Origin of the sequence: Streptomyces sp. NPDC016845, from assembly GCF_044332585.1 — a bacterium.
Taxonomy (GTDB): domain Bacteria; phylum Actinomycetota; class Actinomycetes; order Streptomycetales; family Streptomycetaceae; genus Streptomyces.
Map to the genome: position 1 here is coordinate 1 of NZ_JBIRPI010000046.1, position 21,722 is coordinate 21,722.

General features: G+C 66.1%; 16 protein-coding genes and 2 pseudogenes. 8 read left to right on the forward strand and 10 right to left on the reverse strand.

The genetic code is table 11. From position 1 onward, the window contains the following. Positions 1-200 precede the first annotated feature (200 nt). Positions 201-917 carry a TIGR02391 family protein gene (locus ACH4RC_RS41230; RefSeq protein ID WP_398210014.1) on the forward strand — a complete coding sequence of 239 codons (717 nt, stop codon included), beginning with the start codon at positions 201-203 and terminating at the stop codon, positions 915-917. A 182-nt stretch (positions 918-1,099) separates the two neighbouring features. On the opposite strand, the gene ACH4RC_RS41235 is transcribed toward ACH4RC_RS41230, so the two are convergent. The 7 genes from ACH4RC_RS41235 to ACH4RC_RS41265 all read right to left on the reverse strand — a co-directional run bounded on the left by ACH4RC_RS41235 (position 1,100) and on the right by ACH4RC_RS41265 (position 8,100). Continuing rightward, positions 1,100-2,104, reverse strand: a complete 1,005-nt coding sequence (locus ACH4RC_RS41235; RefSeq protein ID WP_398209975.1) for a hypothetical protein — start codon at positions 2,102-2,104, stop codon at positions 1,100-1,102. 69 nt (positions 2,105-2,173) lie between these two features. Continuing rightward, positions 2,174-2,482 (reverse strand): hypothetical protein, encoded by a 309-nt coding sequence (locus tag ACH4RC_RS41240; RefSeq protein ID WP_398209977.1) that lies wholly within the window; start codon positions 2,480-2,482, stop codon positions 2,174-2,176. Further along, positions 2,479-2,676, reverse strand: coding sequence for a toxin-antitoxin system HicB family antitoxin (locus tag ACH4RC_RS41245; protein WP_398209980.1), 198 nt, complete (start codon positions 2,674-2,676; stop codon positions 2,479-2,481). The genes ACH4RC_RS41240 and ACH4RC_RS41245 overlap by 4 nt, the downstream gene beginning before the upstream one ends. Before the next feature lie 153 nt (positions 2,677-2,829). Then, positions 2,830-3,279, reverse strand: coding sequence for a hypothetical protein (locus ACH4RC_RS41250; protein WP_398209982.1), 450 nt, complete (start codon positions 3,277-3,279; stop codon positions 2,830-2,832). Between the two features lie 1,144 nt (positions 3,280-4,423). Next, a complete protein-coding gene (locus ACH4RC_RS41255) occupies positions 4,424-6,493 on the reverse strand; it encodes a Shedu anti-phage system protein SduA domain-containing protein (RefSeq protein ID WP_398209986.1) in 2,070 nt (689 codons plus the stop codon). A 333-nt stretch (positions 6,494-6,826) separates the two neighbouring features. Next, positions 6,827-7,396 carry a hypothetical protein gene (locus tag ACH4RC_RS41260; RefSeq protein WP_398209988.1) on the reverse strand — a complete coding sequence of 190 codons (570 nt, stop codon included), beginning with the start codon at positions 7,394-7,396 and terminating at the stop codon, positions 6,827-6,829. 194 nt (positions 7,397-7,590) lie between these two features. Next, positions 7,591-8,100 (reverse strand): hypothetical protein, encoded by a 510-nt coding sequence (locus ACH4RC_RS41265; protein ID WP_398209991.1) that lies wholly within the window; start codon positions 8,098-8,100, stop codon positions 7,591-7,593. Between the two features lie 146 nt (positions 8,101-8,246). Here ACH4RC_RS41265 and ACH4RC_RS41270 point away from each other — a divergent pair, with 146 nt between their 5' ends. Next, entirely contained in the window at positions 8,247-8,798 is a 552-nt protein-coding gene (locus ACH4RC_RS41270) for a hypothetical protein (RefSeq protein WP_398209994.1), read from the forward strand. Between the two features lie 447 nt (positions 8,799-9,245). Here the strand turns inward: ACH4RC_RS41270 and ACH4RC_RS41275 are convergent, their stop codons facing one another. After that, positions 9,246-10,484: an IS110 family transposase gene (locus ACH4RC_RS41275; RefSeq protein WP_398209996.1), complete on the reverse strand. Its 1,239-nt coding sequence runs from the start codon at positions 10,482-10,484 to the stop codon at positions 9,246-9,248. A gap of 266 nt (positions 10,485-10,750) precedes the next feature. Here ACH4RC_RS41275 and ACH4RC_RS41280 point away from each other — a divergent pair, with 266 nt between their 5' ends. From ACH4RC_RS41280 to ACH4RC_RS41295, 4 genes and pseudogenes are all read left to right on the forward strand, one after another. After that, positions 10,751-10,885 carry a hypothetical protein gene (locus ACH4RC_RS41280; protein ID WP_398209999.1) on the forward strand — a complete coding sequence of 45 codons (135 nt, stop codon included), beginning with the start codon at positions 10,751-10,753 and terminating at the stop codon, positions 10,883-10,885. 217 nt (positions 10,886-11,102) lie between these two features. Next, positions 11,103-11,738: pseudogene (locus ACH4RC_RS41285) on the forward strand (ISKra4 family transposase); the annotation flags it as partial. A 534-nt stretch (positions 11,739-12,272) separates the two neighbouring features. Then, positions 12,273-14,054: a reverse transcriptase domain-containing protein gene (locus tag ACH4RC_RS41290; RefSeq protein WP_398210002.1), complete on the forward strand. Its 1,782-nt coding sequence runs from the start codon at positions 12,273-12,275 to the stop codon at positions 14,052-14,054. A 108-nt stretch (positions 14,055-14,162) separates the two neighbouring features. Continuing rightward, positions 14,163-15,065: pseudogene (locus ACH4RC_RS41295) on the forward strand (ISKra4 family transposase); the annotation flags it as partial. Positions 15,066-15,424: 359 nt separating this feature from the next. Here the strand turns inward: ACH4RC_RS41295 and ACH4RC_RS41300 are convergent. Together ACH4RC_RS41300 and ACH4RC_RS41305 are read right to left on the reverse strand one after the other, a co-directional pair. Continuing rightward, positions 15,425-15,652, reverse strand: a complete 228-nt coding sequence (locus tag ACH4RC_RS41300) for a hypothetical protein (RefSeq protein WP_398210004.1) — start codon at positions 15,650-15,652, stop codon at positions 15,425-15,427. Next, a complete protein-coding gene (locus ACH4RC_RS41305; RefSeq protein ID WP_398210007.1) occupies positions 15,649-19,191 on the reverse strand; it encodes a colicin E3/pyocin S6 family cytotoxin in 3,543 nt (1,180 codons plus the stop codon). Before ACH4RC_RS41305 ends, ACH4RC_RS41300 begins: the two co-directional genes overlap by 4 nt. Positions 19,192-19,679: 488 nt before the next feature. Here ACH4RC_RS41305 and ACH4RC_RS41310 point away from each other — a divergent pair, with 488 nt between their 5' ends. Both ACH4RC_RS41310 and ACH4RC_RS41315 read left to right on the forward strand, forming a co-directional pair. Beyond that, positions 19,680-20,057: a hypothetical protein gene (locus ACH4RC_RS41310; RefSeq protein WP_398210009.1), complete on the forward strand. Its 378-nt coding sequence runs from the start codon at positions 19,680-19,682 to the stop codon at positions 20,055-20,057. A gap of 350 nt (positions 20,058-20,407) precedes the next feature. Then, the coding region (locus ACH4RC_RS41315; protein ID WP_398210012.1) for a trypsin-like serine protease at positions 20,408-21,722 on the forward strand (1,315 nt) is incomplete at its 3' end.

The window sequence follows — 21,722 nt, forward strand, 5'->3', positions numbered from 1 at the left end:
TCCGAGTAGTCCTTCATCGCCATCGGCGGTCTTCTCGCTTCCTCCGGATCAAGCAGATCCAGTATCAGCGTGTCCACCACTCAGGGGGAGGCCCCGTGTGCACAGCCGATGCTGATGGCCTTTTACGGCGCGGGAGACCGCTGTGCTTTGCCTTGAGGCGCACGTGGCCGTTGCCGGGTTGTTAGCGTCGGTACGTGACGATGCGCTACTCCGGTCCCGTGCCGACCGATCAGATCCGCGAACTAGCCACGCCCGAACTGGCCATGGCGCTGCTTCGGTCTTTTGGGAACGGTCAGACGATCAACGCGAACAACATGCTCAGGGGTGCCGAGACGGCCTTCGAGCATAACGGTGAGCGAGACAAGGACTATCTTCTTCGTCGTCTGTCAGACGCCTGGGCCTGGCTGGAGTCCCGCGGCCTCATCGGGCCGCATCCGAGGGACACGGCTTCTTCCTGGCAGCGCGTGACCACAGAGGGCCGGGAGATGGCTGATGACGCGCGGGGGCAGGCGAAGCTGTGGGCCGCTGATCGTCTCTCGGGCATCCTCGATTCCGCCCTTGAGGAGAAGGTCCGTCCAATCTTCAACCTGGGGGATTACGAGACCGCCTGCTTCGCCGCGATGAAGGCCGTGGAGGTGGAGGTCCGTGCAGCAGCGGGCCTGGACTCGTCGGTGCTCGGTGTGGACCTCATGCGTCAGGCTTTGAAGCCGGGCGGGCCGCTGGCTGACTCGGGAGCGCACGGCGGCGAGGTCGTCGCAATCATGGAGCTGTTCGCTGGAGCCATTGGCGCATTCAAGAATCCGTCCAGCCACCGCACCGTGCACTTCGACGATCCGGTTGAGGCAGCGGAGGTAGTACAGCTTGCCGATCTCCTGCTGCGTCTCCTGCGACGAGCGCAGCAGCGCACCGCTCCGTAGCGCATCGCATCGAGGCGCCACTGCCTGTCGGGCCGGCCGGGTGCAGCCGGTCCGGCGTCTTCGACGCCGCCCCACCGCCTGTGGCCTTGCGGGCAGCCCGCTGATGCAACGTATCCACGGGTGTGCCCTCGTCCGCGCGTGGATGCCGCGAGGTCCCGGCTGCCGCGCGGCGACGTCACGGTCTACTCCTCGTGCCCCTGCGCCCGGAGCTGGAGGTCTTCTTCCCAGCGCCGGCGGTCGTCATCGTCGAGGTGGTCCAGAGTGTGCTGCTCAGCGGCGATGCTCGCCCACAGGTCATCGTGGGTAGTGCCGTCGGCGTAGGTGAAGGTGGCGGCAGGCCCGAGGGCGATGTCTTCGTAGAGGTGGTCGAAGTAGGTAAGCAGCGGTCCGGCCACAGCGAAGCCGCAGACACTGCATTTGAACGCGTGCGTGACGATGGTGGCCTGCGGCTCGCCGTCGTCTGGGAACGTGGTTGTCACATCGCCGCCGACCCATCCCTGGTTCTGGCAGGCGGGGCACTGTCTTTGTGCTGCGGCTTGGCCTTGTACACGCTGAAACTGTGACGCTGCCTTGATGGCGGTCTGTCGTTCCTCGGTGTCGTGCTCGCCGAAACGTTCCTCAAGCACCCGCAGCGCCTTGGACTTGAGAGACGCGATGATGACCAGGTGGGCCTTGCGGTCGTCCTGAAGGATTTTCTCCCTTACGGGGGCGTAGTCCGCCCAGAAGAGAGCGGATTTCTCGCCCATCTCCGCAAGGAGTACGTCAGCGATCTTGATGATGGAGCTGAGGAGTCTCTCCATGCTGTCGGTGGTGGAGACTGCCAGATGCGCGACGCCGTTGCGGGCATCGGCAATGGGCTGGAAGTCCTTCGGCGTGAGAGAGAGCCGCTCCTTGCCGAGGATCTCGTAGACACGCTTGTAGGCCTCGACCAGCCCGATCGTCTTGATCAGTGTCACAGGCCTGGTCGTGAGGTCCCCGCGATCACAAGCGTGCAGCAGACTCGGCAGATCCCTGGCGTCCGTGATGAGCGATGGATGGATCGTGCACAGGTATCCCTTGAGCAGGTGCTCGGTGGCGATTCCGGCTTTGAGCAGCGTGATGTCGTGGGTGAGGGGCTCGGTGGTCAGCCCGCCGAGGGCTTCATGCAGGAGGTGCTTACTGCTCTGGACAAGGTCTTCCTTGTTCATGTCCCCCCAAGATGCGGTCGTGACTGCCAACCGGTGTGCGACAACGATCTATCTGCCTTGCGGTTCGCGTCAAAGGTCGAGAACAGCGCGCAGGGCCTGGTCGACCCGGTTCATGGCCTCGGGCGGGACTGTGCCGCGCGGGGAGGCCTCGGCGAAGCGGGCCGTGCGCAGTTGTTGCAGGTTGACCGCGACCGCGGTGCAGGCGAGGGGGGTGTCGATGACGACGGACATCGCGGTGTCGGGGTAGCGGCCGGGCGGGTGCAGGACGAGGGCGAGGACGGCGCCGTAGGCGGCGTCGAGGCCGGTGAGGGAGACGAGCAGGATGTCGCGGCCGTCGGTGAGGGTCCATACCTGGCCGCGTTTGAGCTCATGGGTCACAGGGTGTCGCCCTCGCCCGCCAGGTCCTGGCCCAGGCCGAGGTCGGCGAGCTGGCGGGCGGCGTCCAGGGTGGCGGCCCGGCGCGCGGCGCGGACCACGTAGGCGTTCACGCTCAGGCCGGCCGCCTTGGCGGCTTGCCGGAGCGAGGGGGCGAGGTCGTCGGGGACGCGCAGCGTCATCGTGGTCACTGACATGCCACCACTCTAGACACCAGAAGGTGGTGGCGTCACCCGGTGGCAGCTGTCTCCCCTTCATTCTTCTGCCGCGAGAGGCGGCCGAGCGGCTGGCCCGTGGCGGGACGCCGCCATGTGGGCACGTCACCGTGCACAGGCCAAGCCGGTCCGCGCTCAGGAGAACCAGACGATGAGCCGTACGTTGGATGCGCCGTGCAGGTCGCTCAGCGTGCGCATCACGCTCCATGCGGGCGCCCAGTGCGTGGCATCGCCGGCCGCCTGTTCCCTGCTCCGCTTGCCGGAAAGATCGGTCGTCTGCCAGTCGGCAGCCAGCAGCTCGGCCCAGGTGATCCACGTAGTGCCGTATACGGCGTCGAGCCCCCCGGCAGCGTGCTGGCCGGCCACGGTCTCGGAGGCATCCGCAGGAAGCCCACGCTCCGCTGCGAGGGGCTGGAAACCGTAGGTGTTACGCATGCCGAAGAGGCAGGCCAGCGCGTCATAGGCGTTGCCGATGTTCAGCAGCCACAGTTCCATGGCGGCGTGCCAGACGGAGTCCTCGTCGCCCGCCCCCCACAAGCGAGCGCCTGGACGGCACTCGATCACCCCGTCGATCTCGGTAGCCATGCCGAGATCCTGCCGCCTGGCTTGGCGTGAAGCATCCGCCTTTTCCGGCGCACCGTGTGGACGTCAGGAAAAGGCCGGCTGAGACGTCCACGTTGTGCGTATAGGTCATACGCCGATCGACTCGGTCGCGGGCAGCGGCAGACGTTCGGGGCCGGGCAGATGAAGGGCCGGCGCGCGCAGCGGCTGGAAAAGCCGGGCATGGCCTGACGGCCGCCGATGCGCGGTTCCAAGAGAACCTGGTGGCGGCCCGGGTGTACTACGAGCAGCACTGGACGCTGTACGCTCCCCGGTCGGCAGCCGCGCTGGACAAGCCCGTGGGGCAGTGGCGGTCCAACCTGCGCCGCCCCGGAGCGCTGGACGGGCATCCGGAGTGGGAGACCGCGCTCCTAACCATGGACGAGGACTGGAACCCGTCGTGGCCCACCGAGTGGCAGCGGCACTGCGCCGCGCTACGCAAACTCGTACGCGACGAAGAAGGCCAGGGTGGTGCGACCGAGGTCCTGCCCGGGTTCACGGTCCACGGCATGGACGTCGGTAAGTGGCTGGCCAGGCAGCGGGCCCGAGATGTGGGCGGCCCTGACCGACGGGCAGCGCGATCGCCTGCAGGCCGTCGGCGTCATGCCGCTCGTCCCGGCCCCGACGCCTGCGCCGATGGAGACGGACGTACCCGCGGAGCCGTCCACGGCACCGGTGAGCGCCTTCGACAGGGGCGTTGCGGCCCTGTCCAGTACAAGGCCCGCACCGGCTCCCTGGTGGTCCCCAGGGCCCACGTAGAAGCGTTGCCGGACGGGACGGAGGTCAAGCTGGGAGTGTTTCTGTACCAACACCAAGACCTGGCGCGCCAAGCTCAGCACGGACAAGCTCGCCGCGCTGACCAGCCTCGGGTTGTAGTGGGCGGCGTAAAAGCTGGGGAAACTGTCCCCACTGCTGCAAGGAGCCGGGAGCGAAACCCTTCCGGGTCTCCGCAGCGTTAAGCGTGGGCGTTACTGCACCAGCGCTCCGAGAGCCTGCTCGGCCATCTGGACACCCATTGTGGCGGCCATAGTGGTGTCGGCCGATCCGCGGGCGCAGCAGGTGAGGGCGCTGCGTGTACCGGTGTTGCGTCACAGGCAGGGGCAGTGTCGGCACCTGCCAAGGAGGCTGTTCAGTGATCCTCGACGATGAAAGAGGCTCGCTCGTAGAGTTCGTCGAACGTGATTACCTCGACGTCCTGGATGGATGTCCGGTACAGCTCGAAGGAGCTCATCTTCTCCGGGTTCACGGCGCCGTTGTCGGTGAACTCGCGCAGGCTTCCGATCACCACGACCTGTCGCGGGCGGGTGGTGGACAGTTCGATGCCGGTCGGGGTGCCGTCTTCCTTGTAGATCCGGGTGAGGAACTCCTGGGAGATGAGCTGCTGCGCCTTGCTGGCGGTCTTCTGCACCTGTGCCACGCCGCCACCAAGTTCCTTGGATGCCTGGTAGACACCCACGCGGTACTGGTTCTTGGCAAGCAGTTCAGTCTCGTGGGTCTTGATCTCGCAGAAGAGCATGCTGCTGATCAGGCCCCTGGACCGCATGATGGCGTCGATGCGTTTTCCGCCTCCGCCGAAGATATTGGCGCCAGCGGTGATGTGTTCCAGCTTGCCGTCGGTGACGGATTCGCAGGCGATGAGGTTGAGGCCGTAGCCGAATATCCACTGATTCGCCTCAAAGAAGGCCTGCCACACCGCCTCCGCCCCGCGCGTCGTTGCCAGGCTCTCCTGCTCCGCGAAGTAGTCCGGATCGGTCAGCAGTCGTTCGAACTTCTGGAGCTGTTCCTTGCGGTTGCTGATCAGCCGGATGTCCTCCTCTGTGAGCCCGCCACCGATGGCCGTCCTGACCGCACCGAGAACCGTTGCCCGGTCCTGGCCGGTCAGCATCTGGGCCAGCTGGGCCTCGTCGCCGGCCACGAGCTGGAGGGAACTGCCGGGTGTGCTCAGGCCGGCGCAGCTTCGCAGGAAGTTGATGACTTTCCAGAAGTTCTCGTGGACGTCCCCGGTGTCGACGAGCGCCTTGACGGCCCGGTTGGCCTCGGTCCCGGGCTCTGCCTGTGCGGCGGAGGCTTCGGCGGCCTTCTTCTTGTCCTTCTTCCAGAGCTTGATCCTCGGCGTGAAGGTGTCGCCCTTCTTGATGATGGTGACGCTGCACAGGGTCGCTACCTGCGGCCGGTCATCGAGGACGAAGTCGGTGATCATCCGGTGTGCGCGGGTGTCATAGAGATAGTGGAAGCCGCTGTCTTCCTGGGCACCGCGGATCTCCAGGTCGGTGAAGTCCCTGCGGGTGACGTCGAACTCGGTGGTGGAAAGAAGTAGGCGGAGGCCCCGAAGGACGGGGGTAGCGGGCGCTGCCGCTTGGGTCCGCCAGTCCGGTGCGATGTGGGGCAGCGGTCTGCCGTCTCCTTCGACCACGAGACCTTGGACGTCGGTGCGCTTGAGCTGGTGGAGTACGGACTGCACCGTCCGCCAGATGGCGTCCTTCACCTCCGGCGTGCAGGCGGGCAGCAGCTCACGCTCCACCATCAAGACCGCCTCGTAGGTGTCAGCAGTCCAGTTGTCACCCGGTGTGGGGTGGAAGAAGCCGCCGTCGCGGCGGAGGGTCAGGACCGCAGTACGGAGCAGGTCTCGCGCGGTCTCTTCGCCGGCGCAGTCCAGGAGACTGAAGGCCTGGCCGAGGACGAGATCGAGTTTTCCCGTGTCCTCGTCCTCCAGCGGAAGCGGCACCAACGGGCCCCGTGCTGGGACCCGTACCGGCTCGTACACAGGGCGGCCCGAGAGAGAGTCGTGCGGACGCAGACTCCATCCGTCCGGCGCCAGAAGCAGATTCAGTTCCTCGACGTGCCGCACAGCCTCCTCGACGTCAGCGGCCACTTCGGGATGGACCATCCGTGCCAGAAAAGTGAGCAGCACCTTGTCCGGCCCGTGGGAGAGTTCCAGGCGGGAGTCCTCGAAGATCCAGTCGTCATCCAGGTCATAGTTGTTGATCCGGTGCTGCTGAATAGTGGCTCGGATCGTCGAAAGTTGACTGTCATCGGCTGGAGGCAAGTCCAGGTCGTAGAGGCTCTCCAGAAACGTGACCTCATCCAGTTCGCCCCACCAGGGGCGTGACATCCCACGCAGGTACGTGAAGACGTCACGCCGCGTCACCGCCGTGATCGTCGACGGCTCGCTCGCTCTGGCAGGGTCAATGGAGGTCATGCGTACAGGATGGACGGTTGGACGCCAGGGCGCCGAACATTTGAAACTTTTACCTTGTCGACTGATCGGACCCGTCGCAAGGGGGCCATGACTCACCGGATCGACTGGGGACCTGGACGGCGAGCGTCGCCGTCGCACCGCCCACGCCATCCTGACCGTCTACAGGCCGCAGCCCAAGCTGGCTTCGGTCGTGGCCTCGTCCACAGCCGCGCCCATACAGCCGCCGGACAAGCCACGGCAATAACGCCCCTCCAGGCCACCGTCTGGTCCTGCGCGGAGGCGACCCGCCAGTAAGGTTCGAAAGTGCGGTGGGTCGGTCGCCATGGCCCGCACCTATTGCGCGGTGGGTCGGACGAACTGCCGTAGGCGTGCCTCGACTTCGTATCGGTTCAGGCGCTTGGTGCGCGCGTAAAGCGTCACGGCCTCCTGCACAGTTGCCGCAGCATCCCACCACACCTGTCGCTGTACCTGACGATCGTGGTGGTCATGCAGTTGCTGTAGCTGGAGGTGAGCGTTATCGGCGGCCTGCTGCAGCGTGATCAGTTGCTCGGGCAGCCCTGCCGCGCCGTCCGGCGTCTGTCGAGTGCGCGGCCGATCTCGGACCGTGGGATCGGTCTCGCTCGCTGGCGCCTTCGGTTGGACAGGGAGGGCCGAGAGTGCAGGCCGAGCAGTCGGGGTGCTAGCGGTGATCGCAGCAGGTGCGGGCGAGGGCTGGCAGGTGGGGCGGTTCCGGCTGGCGCCGGTCGCCGGTGCTGCTTCCCGTTCGGGCGGCACACGCGTGTCGTCACTGTCGAGATCGTTCAGCCGGTCGCGGTCGGTACTGGTGACCCAGCAGCGATGCACGGTGGCCCCGGCGCGGAACTGGATCGGCACGATGGCTCCGGCGGCGGTCTTGCGGACCATGTCGTCGAAGAGGACGTCCCGGGGCTTGGGTGTGGCATGGGCTTTGCCGCAACGGCGAACCCCGTGAGGGCACGGGTAGAGGGCGTGGATGTCGCAGTGCCAGAAGTCCAGGACACGGAAACCGGAGACGATGCGCAGATCGCCGTTGGGTGCGGATCCTTTGAAGTGATGCTCGGCTCGGCGTGACCTGCGGGTCAGTGCTGGTCGTCGTGCCGGTGTCGTCTACTCAGGAACTGGTTGGCTGCCTCGACTGCTTCCCGGTTGAGCTCTTCACACGAGACGTCCCAGCTCTCTTCCCAGCCGTCCAGATTGATCGCGCAGGAGACGAGAGGTTGCAGGTCCTCTGGGTAATCGAGGTCGTAGGCGATGTCTGCCCAGATGAGGTGTGTTCCGGTGGCCGGGTGGAGAGATCCGTCCGCGATCTGGCCGGCGATCCAGTAGGCCATCGCCCACTTCGCGGCTCGCGGGTCGGCCGGCGGGTGAAAGGCCAGCCCCAGCTCCTCCAACACCTGGTCGAAGAGCTCGGGTGCTTCGGGTTCCTCGCTGCGAAGGAGTCCCGCCAGCAGGGCGAGTGACGGGCTCTCGACGCCGGCGATCAGGGCATTCAGTCCGGCCTGGATGAGGCGGTCGGATCCGACATGCCTTCCGAATGCCCTCTCGCGCGCGAGGTGGCTGAGCTGCTTGAGTGCCTCGTCGTGCGTCATCTGGGCCTTCTTCATCGGCGCTTTGGGATGGCAGCCTCGCATCCCCGTCGCATCAGCGCCAACAGATTCAGGCGTACCTCCTCTCGGGGCGGATGACCTGGGAAGACGCTGATTGACGGGGTGGGAGACGGTGGCTTGCTTCTACCGTGGTGGAGTGGAGGTGGGGCGCCATGGTGTCTTTGCCGGAAGAGCTTCAGGCGCGGGAGGCCGCTGCTCGGCGACATGTTGAGGAACTCCAGGAGGAGGCCGCGGAGTTGGCCTTGCGACTGGAGGGGGCGCGGGAGGATCTGTCGCGGCTGGAGATCACGCGGGAGACCGTCGCACAGGTACTGGCGGAACTGTCGGCCGCAGAGGCCGAACCACGTGATGCGGCAGGGGGTGCGCCGGAGGCGAAGGAGACGTCGGCGCCTCACGGCGTCGGGGTGATGACGGTGCCGCCGTGGCGGGAGGGCTTGGTCGTGGCGATATTGCCGGACGTCTACCGGGACATCGTGGAGATCATCGCGGATGCGCCGGGACCGCTGCAGGCCAAGCAGATCGTGCCGCGGATCGGGCTGCCGACGACGACCGGGAAGATCGAGGGGACCCGAGGAAAGCTGAAGCGTCTGGTGGAGCGTGGGTGGCTGGACGAGGACACGCCGGGACAGTTCACTCTCGCCCTCCAAGGTCCGGGACGTGACCGGGTGAACTCCCTGTGACCAAGGGGCTCTCGTCCCTAGTGTCGAAGACACCTCACGTTGCTATACCGTCAAGCGGCATGAGACTCGCTCTCGAACAACGAAGCCCTCGCGGATAGCCTTGCCGTATGACCGAACCGGCCCCTGCCCAGCGCGCTTTGCCGACGTGGGACCAGGTAGTCGCGTTGCGGGACTTCATCCACGGTCGGACGTACGCTGCCGCAGCTCTCACGATCCGAGTCAACGGAGAGCCGCCGCACGTCCCAGGGTCTGATCTGGCTCGTGTCTCTGAGGTCAGCCAAGGTCTCTACGAAGTCACGTCCCACCTGTGCAGTCAGCTGTACGCCGAGCTTGCGACAGGTCATCCCGGCTCGGTTGCCGGGGTGTCCTGGGAGGCCCTGATTTCGATCAGCGCGGCTTGGCGTGAGGACCCGGAGCTACCGGAGGGCATGGCGGAGTTGCTGCCGGTCAAGCCGCCTCGGTGACCGCGGGCTGCGGCGGTGCGGGGAACGCGGCCTTTTCGTCGAAGAGTTCGTGCTTCTGGAGGCAGTGGTAGAGCTGGCCGATCATGCGGTTGAAGAGGTTCCTCTGGGCGGCTGCGTGCCAGTCGCCGATCTCTCGTCGTCGCCGGTAGTGGGCGTTGGCCCCGGCGGAGGCCCGGAGCGAGGCAAAGGCCCAGAGGTAGCCTGCGTGGTTGAGCCGGTCGTTCTTGACCCACCGGCGGGTGATGGATGACTTCTTGCCGGATGCCCTGGTCACGGGTGATGCACCTGCGTAGGCCTTCAGTCCGCGGGCGTCGGCGAAGCGAGTGTGGTCGTCCCCGATCTCAGCGAGGATCCGGGCGGCGAGCTGGATGCCGAGCCCGGGGAAACTCAACATCAGTTCGGCGTCCGGGTGCTGAGGGAACGCCTCTTCCACCGCCTTGGCAAGCTGGTCGGCGGCGGTGCAGGCGGCTTCGAGCTGGATGAGGAGGGCGAACATCTGCTTGCCCAGTGCGTCCTCGACGAGCGGCGGCTGGTGGGCCCAGTCCGCGCGGAAGACGTCGCGAAGTCGGTCGGCCTCGGCAGCGATGCCGCGCTGACGGCCGGCACGTTTGAGGGCGGCCTGGAGCTGGATGCGGGTCAGCTTCGCGGCGCGGGTGGGTGTTGGGGCCGCCTTCAGGAGTTCGCGGGCTTCGGGGCGGCACAGGCCGTTGGCCCAGGTAGCGAAGGCGTCCAGGGCGGCCGGGTAGTACTCGCGCAGGAGAGAGCGGAGCTGGTTGGCCATCGTCTGCCGGTTCCAGAGCGCGTCCTGCTGGGCGCGGGCGAGAACGGCGATGGCTCGGCCGAGGTCGGTGTCATCGGGCAGGGGCCGGTGGGCGTGCATGTCGGTGCGCAGGATGTTCGCCAGGACCAGGGCGTCGCCGGGGTCGGACTTCTTGCGCGAGACGCTGTGCCGGTCGCGGTAGCGGGCCGCGGCCATCGGATTGATCGCGTACACCTTCCGCTTGCCGGTCCGCAGCACCGCGACCAGCAGGCCGCGGGACGTCTCGATCGCGACCGGGATCGGGTTCTCCTCGCTGTCGCCGTGCTCCGTCAGCAGGTCCAGCAGCAGCTGGTAACCGGCCGCATCGTCGGTGATGTGCCGTTTGGCGAGTAACTGGCCGGTGTCGTCGACCAAGGCAACGTCGTGGGTGCGTTCTGCCCAGTCGATACCGCAGTAGATCATGGGGTTCCCTCCCCGATGTGCTGATGTTTGCGCTGGTCACGAGCGCATGCGGGCCACGCGAGCGACCTAATCCCAGGCATCAACCGCCACGCGGCCGTGCCTCCACCTCACAAGCCGTTCGTGGCACCAGCGCACTTCACGGGCCTCGGTCTTCGCGGGAGCTCAAGCGGCTCGGGCTTATCAAGAGGTCACCGTGCGGCGGGCTCGCACCACCAACACCAACGAGTGATCAAGCGACAAGTGTTGACGCTCGAAGGCTCCGAGCGTTGCCCCTCTTCGAAGAGACCTCGAAGGTCGGGTGCCAACAAGGCATCCGCTCGACGCCCACGACCGTCAACTGCTTCATCGTGGTGGCGGCCACGAAGGCGACGGGCTCCGCCGCTCTATGGGTAGGCGTCTGAGCCTGGCTGGGTATAGGCGTCCGCCCGGCGCCTACGTGACCACCACCAAGCACCAGGACCGCGCACCCTGTCTACGTTGAGGCGTCACTCGCCCGGCTGCCTCTAGATGTCACGATCCGGCACTCGAACATCCCCAGGAACCAACGCTCCCTCGGGAATCCCTTAATAAGGGATTAGGTGCCAACCGAAACGAATCACGCCCGAAGAAGAGCCCGCGATGGAACCGTACGACGCCTTGCCCCAGCCTGATCCGTACTCCGCCTCCCGCAGTGCCTTCGAACACCTCATCTCGACGCTGGCCGACGGCCCGGCGGCGGACATGTCCCACGACGAACTGGAAGACCATGTCGAGCAGTCGGGCCGCGAGCTGCTGCGACAGCTGATGCAGGATCACCTCGACCTGCGCGCCGGGAGGGAGGAAGAAGCGGTACGCGCGAACGCCAAGCATATGGTGGTCATCGGCCCGGAAGGACAGCGGCGAACCTGGCGGGAGATGGGTCATCGCCGTTGGCTGACCTGCGTGTTCGGTCCGGTCAGGGTGAACCGGATCGCCTATCGCGGCCGCGGTGTCGCCAACGTGCACCCGGCCGACGAGACGTTGTCGCTGCCCGCCGGCCGGCATTCGAGGGGCCTGGCCCGGCTCGCGGTCCTGGAAGCGGTGAGAGGCTCCTTCGACCAGGCCGCCGCCGCGATCGAGCGACGCTGCGGGAAGGTACTGGGCAAGCGCCGCCTCAAAGAACTGGTGGTCGCCTCCGCCGTCGATGTCGCTGACTACTACACGGTAAAGATCCCCATCCCGTGCACCCGCGAGATGCCGCTGGTCATCCAGGTCGACGGCAAGGGCGTGGTGATGGTGCGCCGGTAAGGCGCCTCTGTTGTATTCCCGATTCAGTCGGGAGGAACTTGGAGGAAAGTTCTTGGGTCCAATGGCTTACCTCAAGCCGAAAGGCGGCGGGGAACGCAGCATGCCAGGAAATCAGAAGCCGGGTCCAGACGTATGGGACGGCGCACTGAGGGGCCCGTGTGATATGGCAAAGCCTGGATTGGTTGAAGCCCAATTCCCAGAAGGTGTATACGCCCACCCATCGGAAAGACGTCTGGAACCGGTGCCATGCCCTGCGACGACTCCGCATGACGGTCGACGCAACCTCCAGAGCACGGGGCGATCCCTAGCGAAGGGATTCAAGGGGATGAATGGGATGCCTAAGTCACGCTATTACGTACACAGAGGACGCACCCGGGATCACCTAAGGGGCGAAGTACCCTATGGTGACGGAGGCCCCGTAGTAGTCGCAGGGGTAACGTCCTGCCAGGGAGGGCGGGAAAGCCGTCCACAGGGCCAAGGGGGCCAGGCTGTTCGGATGTTCGAACCGTGGGGGTATGCGTAATGCAGAACGCCCAAACGGTTCTGGACATCCTCCGAAAGCGCGGCAGGGAGGGCCTGCCGCTGGATCGACTGTATCGACAGTTGTTCAACCCGCAGTTATTCCTGTTGACCTATGGAAGAATCTATTCCAACCATGGATCGATGACGCCAGGGGCCACCGAGGAAACCGTGGACGGTATGTCACTGGGAAAGATCGAGCAGATCATTGATGCTCTGCGCCACGAGCGCTATATCTTCATCCCGGCACGGAGGACCTTCATCCCGAAAAAGAACGGGAAGCTGCGTCCGCTGGGTCTACCGTCCTGGTCGGATAAATTGGTCGCTGAAGTGGTGCGTATGCTCCTTGATGCGTACTACGACGTCCAGTTCTCCGACCATTCACACGGGTTCCGCCCAGGCCGGGGCTGCTACACCGCTTTGCGGGAGGTTGCCGAAACTTGGAAGGCCACACACTGGTTCATCGAAGGGGACATCGCCGATTGTTTCGGGAGCCTGGACTTCACTGTCATGCTCACGGCACTCGGCGAGAAGATCCACGACGGCCGGTTCCTTGCGCTGATCCACAAGATGCTCACGGCGGGGTACCTTCAGGATTGGGAATGGCACGCCACTCTGTCCGGCGCGCCACAGGGAGGCATCGCCTCACCCGTCCTGTCGAATATCTACCTGCACAGGTTGGATGAATTCGTCGAGACAGCTCTCGTGCCCGAATACACCCGAGGAAAAAGCAGGGCCGCCAACCCTGCATACCGGAGGCTCGACTCGCCGATCGCACGGGCGAAACAAAGCGGCGACCATTTGGTTCTCCGTGAGTTGCGCCAGCAGCGCCGCCGTATCCCCTACGGGAATCCACAAGATCCCGGATATCGACGGTTGCGATATGTTCGAAACTGCGACGACTTCCTGCTCGGGTTCAGCGGACCCATCACCGAAGCCGAGGAGATAAAACAGCGTATCCGTCAGTTCCTGAAAGGCGAGCTCAAGTTGGAGCTGTCGGAAGAAAAGACGCTGATCACCCACGCGAGAAAGGGGGCAAGATTCCTCGGCTATCATATCGTCGCCCAGCACGCCGACGACCAGATTACCCGTCACAACCGGGCGGTCAACGGTGTGATCGGGCTGCGAGTCCCGGTCGATGTTCTCACCACCAAATGCGCCCAGTACATGGCACGCGGAAAACCCGCGTCTCAGACCAGGATCCTACATCGCAGCGACTACAACATCGTGGCAAGATTCGGAGCTGAATACCGGGGCATGGTGCAGTATTACCTGCTTGCCAGCAACATTCACTGGCTGAACAGGCTGCACTGGGTGATGCAGACCTCCCCACTTAAGACGCTGGCCCACAAACACAACTCCAAGGTCGTCAAGATGTCTCGAAAGTACAAGGTCAAGATCGAGACACCTGAGGGACTGCGGACCTGCTTGCAAGCCCGCGTCGAACGCGGCCCAGGGCGGAACCCCTTGGTCGCGACGTTCGGGGGAATTCCTCTGAAACGGCAGCGCACGGCGAAGATCGTTGATCGCCGCCCAGCTCGGAGCGCCCCAAATGGCAGCGAGTTGATCCGTCGGCTCCGCTACGGGGAATGCGAACTCTGCGGGAGTGCGGACAATATTCAAGTGCACCATGTTCGTAAACTCGCCGATCTCCAAAGCTCCCAAGGCCCTCAACAACCGGCCTGGGAAGCGTTTATGGCGAAGAAACGGCGCAAAACCCTCGTGGTGTGTGCGCCGTGCCATGACGCTATTCACGCTGGTCCTCCTGCCGCGACAACGGCATGAACCGCTGGAGAGCTGGACGATCGGAAACGATCAAGTCCGGTTCGGGAGGAGGCTCACGGGAACCGGGCCGGTCAGCAGACCGGCACCGCGCCCGTGAGTCGACCTCACCGTCCCGAAGCCCTGCGCGAGGCCACCCGTCGGGCCGCGGCCAAGACCGCGGCGGCCGGACGGCGCGGACGCCTCGCCCCGGGCGAGAAACCCAACCGCAAGAGGATGGCCACGGTGGCCTGCGTCTTCGACACAGCGCCCGCCCCGCGCCGGCCGCACGACATCGTGCACCCGCCCGGCGGCCGCAGTGAAGCCCGGCCGCCGCGGCCGGGCCCCAAGGCGCAGCACAAGTGGTGCACGGCCTCAGTGATCCATCCACCGGAACAGGTCGTCGCCGACGCCTTCGCCCAGGCCGAGGCCCGCGACCCGCAGCATCTGCGGGACTGGATCGTGCTCGTCGACGGCGCCCGCCATCAACTCGACCTGATCCAGGCCGAAGCCGCCCGCCGAGGCATCCACATTCACGTCCTGCTCGATTTCGTTCACGTCGCCGAGTACTGCTGGACGGCCGCGCACGCCTTCCATCCGGTCGGTAGCCGCGGGGCCGAGACCTGGGCCGCGGACAAACTCACCGCGATCCTGGCCGGAAGCGCCGCACGGGCCGCCGCCGAGATGACCGCGCAGGCGGAAGCCGAACAACTACCCGCCGCCCGCCGCGAGGCGGTCGCCACCTGCCACCGCTACCTCACCGGCCACCTCGACCAACTCCACTACGACACCGCACTGGAGAAGGGGTGGCCGATCGCGACCGGTGCCGTCGAGGGCGCCTGCCGACATTTGATCGCCGACCGCCTCGACATCACCGGCGCCCGCTGGGGACTCGACGGCGCCGAAGCCGTCCTCCAACTCCGCGCATTGATCACGAACGGCGACTTCGACGACTACTGGACCTTCCACGCAGCACGCGAACATCAACGCCTCTACCCCAGCCCCGACCAGCAGAACTACCGCCTTACTGCTTGATCCCGACCGTCACTTCAGAGGATCCGCACCCACCTTCCTTTGATGGACGAGACGAAGTGTCGGCGTCAGCGGTGGATACCCGGTCTGCTCCCCCTGGGCACACCACCACTGACCGCCACCCTCGGGGTGGTGACCGTCACCCGATGCGCCCTGCGCGCTCCCACCCCCTTGACCGTCCGCACCGTGCGACGTCCATTCAGCCGAAGCCGTCCGGGGCCTGCCACATGAGCGTCACACCCTCGGCGTGCGGAAACTGGCCGTGCTCAAGGCACGGAGAAACGGACCGACAGTAATACCGGCACCGCGCTCCGTGCCGACTCAACAGGCCCCCGGGGAAGCACCTCCTGACCGCAAATGAATCAATATGATAGGGCCTGCAGTTGATACTCGAGATCCTCTGAGAAGTCTTCTCCTAGCGCCGTCAAGATCTCGATAGCTCCCGCCCTCGGGAGGATGTACACGTCAGCCATCTGGTCAAAGGAGGTACTGACGACCCTTTCAACCAATGAGATGTCGAGAGATTGCGCATCGATTTCCTTTGACGGGAAATCTTCATCCGCTTCGTAGACACGGATCACAAAGGTCACTTCTCTACCTTTCGGGAAGGGTCACCGGGCTTTGTCTGCGCTCCCGTTTTTGGGTCGAATTCCCCGAGATGTTTTTTTCCCGTCTTGCTGTACACCTCGACCGTTCCGTGTTGGGAATCCCATTCGTAGATCTTGCCCTTGGGGTCTTTCCAGCGTGACCGCCAGCCGCCTCCGCCTTGCACGGGAGTCTTGGCCCTGGCGGGCTTGGCATCCGGGAAGGCCTCAAGCTGCTTCGGTGCCTTGATAGGCCCGGAGGCGTGTGGTCGCGACGCCGCCGCTTGCTTGTCCCTGGCGTTGCGCAGGGCGACGTTGAGGCCGTCGTTGAACTGTCCCACTCCGTGGGAGACGATACCTACGCCGGCTCCTCCAACGGCGACGCCGCCGGTGATGGCAACGGCTCCGCCGAAGCAGCCGACGCCGGTTGCGCACACCGCTGCTCCGCCGATGATCATTTCGCCACCGACATTGACAATCGCCGAGCCCAACAGCGCCTGTCCGAGGCCGGACCAGATGTCGCCGTTGCCGATGATGGCCTGGCCGTAGATACCGACGGTGTCTGCCGTGCTGCGGAGCCAGTCGGGGATCCAACTGTCGTCGCCGTCTTCCTCACCCGGGTCGTCGGGGAGGTCCGGGGCGCTGCGTGCCATGGCCTCGGTGATGCGGTACTGCGCCTCTTCGATCTTCTGCCGGTCGATGGCCGCCTGGAGTGCCTCGGTGGCTGCCTGGTCCGCGGCTGCGGCGTCGGCTCCGGCTGCGACGGCGGAGGCTCGTGCGCTCTGTGCGGACGCCCAGGCGTCGTTGGCGTAGGTGCGTGCGTTGTTTGCCGACATCTGGGCGTTGGCGGCGGAGTTGACGGCGTGCGCTGCGGCGGTCCGGGCGGACTCCTCCGCCTGTCGCGCTGTCGTGGCGGAGGCGGCGGCCTCCTTCGCGGACGTCTCGGCCTGCTGTGCGGACTGTTGTGCCTGTGTCTTGTACTGCTCGGCCTGTTTGGCGGAGTCTTCCGCCTTGTTCGCCCAGTCTTTGGCCTCGGCTGCGCTCTTGCGCGCCTCGGCTGCGGCCTTGTTGGCGAGCCCGGCGTCCCTCTGGGCCGTTGCTGCGACCTTGTCTCCGTCGGCGATCAGCTTCTGCATCTGCGCAATGTGGGTCGCGGTGAGCGCGTCCTTACGCTTGGCCATGGACTGGCCGGTAGTGATGAAGTAGTGCAGCTGGCCAGTGGAGCCTTCCAGTGCGATGCGGGCCGCGGCCTTTACCTCAGGAGTGCCGCGGTCGATAAGTTGGGCGGCGGTGATGCGTTCGTCCTCGTGCCGGGCTTGGTCGAATCCGGTGGTGATGAAGTCGCGGTAGTGGGCGATGTCGTTGGTCTTTAGCGCCGCGTTAGCGTCGGCCTGGACGTTGGGGCCGCCGGCGGAGACCTGTTGGGCTATATAGACGCGCAGGTTCTGCTCGACAGCCTGGTACTGGCCGGTGTCGAGGAAGGTGTCGATCGCGGCGGGACCGCCTTGAAGGGCTTTGTCGGCCGCGTCGCGGACGGGGTCGGCGTCGACGTCCAGTGCGATCGCTTCGACCCGGGTACGGGCGTCGTTGTCCTTTGCCTTCTTCCAGCCGCTTTTCAGGAAGGTGAGGACGTCGTCGTCGCTGCCTGCGAGGGCGACGCTGGAGGTTTCGCTCGTCCAGGGGGTGGCAATCTTCATTGCGTCGAGTGCGAGTTCACGGCCCTTGGTTGCGGTGCCGGAGGGATCGGTCGTGCCGGCGGCTTCCTGGGCGAGTTGCTGCGCGCGGGTGTCCAGGTTGCTCTGCTGCTGCTGAACGGCGGTGCGGGCGGCATTCTGCTTGTCCTGGGCTGCCTTGGCGTCGCGGGCCTGCTCGATGCCTTCGTTGGTGCGGGTCCGAAGCTCTTCGTCCTCGACCTCGCGGGCGATGGTGAAGGTCTTCTTGGCCTGGGCGACCGCACCGCTGGCTTCGTCGGCGTACTGCTTGGCCATCTTGGCGTGCGCGGTGGCCTGTGTGGCGGCCGTCGCCGCTTCGCCGGCGTGGTCGGCCGCCTGGTCGGCGGCCGTGGCGGCCTTGTCGGCGTGCTCGGCGGCGGAGTTGGCCGCCGTGCGTGCCTCTCCTGCGGCCTGGGCGGCCTTGCGCGCGAGGGTCTGGGCTGCGTTGGCGGCCCGGGTGGCCTCGGCGGCGTGGCGCCGGGCGGCTGCGGCTGCGGCTGCGGCCTCGGCGGAGTGCTGGCCGGCTTGGTCGGCGTAGCTGTTGGCCTCGTCGGCCGCGTCGGCGGCGGCGGTGGCGTTGGTACCCGCGCCGCTCGCGGCCTGAGCGGCGTCACCGGCGGCGCTTGCGGCCTCTTTGGCCTGTCCGGCCGCATCCGCGGCCCAACGGGCGCCCTTGGCGGCCTCGCGGGCCCCTTCTGCGGCCTTGCGGGCGTCGGCCGCCTTGGTGCTGTCGCCCGCGGCGGCCGTGGCGGCGCTTTCCGCGCGCGCTGCGGCGTTCGACGCGCCGATGGCGGCCGACGCGGCCTGCGTGGCTGCGTTGGCCGCGATCCGGGCGGAGTTGTTGGCAGCGTTTGCAGCCTGGATGGCGGTCCGGGCGGCGTTGGCGGCACCGCGCGCCGCGGAGGCGGCACGGCCGGCCGCGGACGCGGCGTGCTGTGCGTCGTTCTTGGCCGCCTGCGTCTCCGCGGCGGCCCGCTGTGCGGCCTTCTTCGCCTCTGCGGACGCCTTCGCGGCGCGCGCGGCCGCGTCCTGGGACGCCTTCGTCTCCACTGCTGCCTGGCGTCCGGCCTCCTGGACGCGTTCGGCGAGTTGAGCGACGGTTGCGTTCTCCTCGTCGCGAGACTGGGCGACGAACTGTCCCACGGTCAGGAACTCGTGGATGTCATCAGGAGTTCCCCTAAGTGCGACCCTGCCCCCCGCCTGGACGTTGGGACCGCCGGTGCTCATCAGTTGGACGAGCTGGATCCGTTCGTCCTGCTCGCGCTCCTGATACTGGCCCTCCTCGAGAAAAGCGTCGATGTCCTCGGGAGTACCGTGGAGCGCGGTGTTCCCGGCCTGTTGGACGTTCTCGCGTCCGGCCGCGACGATCCGTGCGACCAGGATGCGCTTGTCCTGCTCTGCGGGACCCTGCCAGCCCTCCTTGAGGAAAGTGGCGAGTTCGGCCGGGGTCCCGTCGATGGCCTTGGACGCGGCCTCCTGCAGATCCTCACCGGCGACGCTGACAATCTGCGCGGCGAAAACGCGGTTGTCCTGATAGGTCTCGTCCTCAACGACGTCGAGGAATTTCTCGACCTCGTTGTCGCTACCGGTCAGGGCCACCTCGGCAGCGGCGCGGACACCGGGGCCGCCGTCCTTCCAGTACTGCACGACCTTGCCGCGGTCGGTGGCCGGCAGGTCGCTGATGCCGTCGAGGTCGGGGACTGCCGAGTCGGCCTGGGCGGGGGCCGCGCCCAGCACCCCCAGCGTCAGGGCAAGGGGCAGAACACCGAGGCTGATGCTCTGCAGGACACGGCGCGGAGCACTGCCCCGACGCCGAATACGTGGTCGTTTCAAGGAGGTTCGCTTTTCTCAGTAGGAGTGAGCAGACCGATCTGGAGCCGATAGCGAAGGGATTGAAGCTGCTATTGCAAATCGGACAGACCATTGAATGTTAAACGTTCAATTTTCATACAAAAGGCCCAAACCGGACAAAGGTTGCTATGTCACTAACTGGCGCCCAGACATGCATGGTTGACCGACACTGTATATGCACGTGAAGTTCACAGATGGGGCACCCGCTGTGGTCGCCGTCACGTATGCTCCATCATTTGCACAGGTTCTCTTGATCTATGCTTTAACTCTCTTTCGCTTGCAGTAGCACTCTCCTGGAGTGCCGCAGCGTTCCTTTCTGGGGGTTCCACGTGCGCACGCGCATCAAGATCATCTGTTCGACAGCCGCAGCGCTCGCCGCGACCGCGAGTCTTCTTGCGACAATTCCGGCGACTGCGACCAGCGCTCAGTCAGCCGACTCCCCTGCCGACGCGGGTTCGCCTCCCTCGACGGTGGAAGACTTCTCCTATCCCAGCGCCGCCTCGATCCTGGCGAACAAGGGCATCAGGCTGATCCGGGGAGACGGCAAGCTCGTCCTCGCCGACTGCGACGACAATGCCCAGCAGATCAGGGTCCTGACCAAGGCAGACCCGTCCGTGAACCGGGCGGGCACGTACTGCTTCGCGGCCAAGGCGAGCTCCGGCTACCTCAGCCTGGAACTGCCCCGCGTCTTCTACTTCGAGACGACCGATCGACCGATCAGCGCCGACCTGACGGCGGACGGCAAGACCACCACCGTCGACGTCGCCAAGGACTCCTTCAAGCCCGTGGGCGAGGGCGTCGTCAACGGCGCGCACAGCACCCTCGTGGAACTGCGGGTCACAGGCTGACCCGCTCGTAGCCGGACGCTCTGCCCCACCGTCGCGTACGAGAGTTCCAGGTGCCCCCGCAGGCAGGCGCACGAAACGCCCCCACAAGCGGGTCACGACACCCTCACGCCTCGCGGGCCTCGCAATTGTGCGAACAACAGGCAGTCACGCACCCCGGCTTGCCCACGCCGAGCCATACCCCCATAGCCGCCGCCGTTCGCAGTGCTCTCGGCAGCCCACGAACCAAACGTCGCATCCGGTGGAGTTGCACCCGCCGACCGTTCGTTTCGCCCCCTCCGGTAGAGGAACGGCGCACACTTCCGCAACTCCCACCATGCTTCGTGTAATCGTCAAGGATCACCATGTCTGCAATGCGCTCACGCACCGCACAGACCATCGGCACCGCAGTGGTCACTCTGGCCGCCGGCCTCGCCACCTCTCCCGCACTCGCCCTCAACGGCCCCGCCAACTCGGCCCCAGCCTCGTTCGTCGCGAAGATCGACATCGGCAGCAGCGACTCTCAACGCGCCTGCACCGGCACCCTCGTGGACACCCAGTGGGTGCTGACCGCCGCCACCTGCTTCGCGCCCAACGGCAAGCCTGCCGCCGGCAAACCCGCCCTGAAGACCACTGTGACCGTCGGACGCGCTGACCTCTCCCAGAGCGGCGGCAGCGTGCAGGAGGCCGTCGAACTCGTCCCCCATCCCGACCGCGACCTTGTCATGGTCAAACTCGCCAAACGAATTTTCGATCCCGCCATCACCCCCCTGCGCGTCTCCGCCACCCCCGCCGCCGACGGCGAGCAGCTCACCCACATCGGCTACGGCCGCACCGCCACGGAATGGGTGCCCAACAAGGCACATAGCGGTCAGTTCACCGTCGCCGGGACCAACGGCGCGAAGCTCGCAGTGAACGGGTCGCAGGACGCGACCGTCTGCCAGGGCGACGCCGGCTCCCCGGCCATACGCACCGTGGAGGGTACGCCCGAACTCGTCGCCGTCAACTCCGCCTCCTGGCAGGGCGGCTGCCTGGGCGCCGACCCCACCCAGACCCGCACCGACGCCGTCGACACCCGCGTCGACGACGTCGCCGACTGGGTCGCCAAGAACCGGCTGGCAACGATGCACGCCGATGTCACCACCGTGGTGACCACCGCCGACTTCAACGGCGACGGACGTCCCGACGTGGCCGCAATCACCAAGGACGGCAACCTGCACGCCTTCTACACCACCGCAAGCGGCACCCTCATCTACGGACGCGAGCTGTGGAAGCACGACGGCAGCTGGTCCCGCAAGAGCCGTATCTTCGGCGGTGACTTCAACGGCGACGGCAACGCCGACATCGCCGCCATGAACGTCGACGGCGTCCTCTCCCTCTACCCCGGAACCTCCGCGGGGCCGCTGACGTCCGGGATCGCCATGTGGAAGGACGACTCCTGGGGCTCCTTCCCCAACATCGCCACCTACCGCGCCAAGGGCTGGACCCGTGACGGCCTGGTCACCGTCGCCCCCTCCGGGCGCCTGTACGCCTACCCCACCGGTACTGCCGGCGCGCTGGACGGCACCCGCACCGAGGTGTGGCACGACGACAGCTGGAACAAGAAGCTCATCACCTCCGACGACTTCACCAGCGACCAGCTCAACGACATCGCCGCCATCGGCCAGGACGGCGCGCTCGGCCTCTACA

Excerpts from the sequence above, each read along its gene's own strand:
- ACH4RC_RS41230 (WP_398210014.1), top strand. The coding sequence starts at position 201 with ATGCGCTACTCCGGTCCCGTGCCGACCGATCAGATCCGCGAACTAGCC.
- ACH4RC_RS41235 (WP_398209975.1), bottom strand. The coding sequence starts at position 2,104 with ATGAACAAGGAAGACCTTGTCCAGAGCAGTAAGCACCTCCTGCATGAA.
- ACH4RC_RS41245 (WP_398209980.1), bottom strand. The coding sequence starts at position 2,676 with ATGTCAGTGACCACGATGACGCTGCGCGTCCCCGACGACCTCGCCCCC.
- ACH4RC_RS41250 (WP_398209982.1), bottom strand. The coding sequence starts at position 3,279 with ATGGCTACCGAGATCGACGGGGTGATCGAGTGCCGTCCAGGCGCTCGC.
- ACH4RC_RS41255 (WP_398209986.1), bottom strand. The coding sequence starts at position 6,493 with ATGACCTCCATTGACCCTGCCAGAGCGAGCGAGCCGTCGACGATCACG.
- ACH4RC_RS41260 (WP_398209988.1), bottom strand. The coding sequence starts at position 7,396 with ATGGTCCGCAAGACCGCCGCCGGAGCCATCGTGCCGATCCAGTTCCGC.
- ACH4RC_RS41265 (WP_398209991.1), bottom strand. The coding sequence starts at position 8,100 with ATGACGCACGACGAGGCACTCAAGCAGCTCAGCCACCTCGCGCGCGAG.
- ACH4RC_RS41275 (WP_398209996.1), bottom strand. The coding sequence starts at position 10,484 with ATGATCTACTGCGGTATCGACTGGGCAGAACGCACCCACGACGTTGCC.
- ACH4RC_RS41290 (WP_398210002.1), top strand. The coding sequence starts at position 12,273 with ATGCAGAACGCCCAAACGGTTCTGGACATCCTCCGAAAGCGCGGCAGG.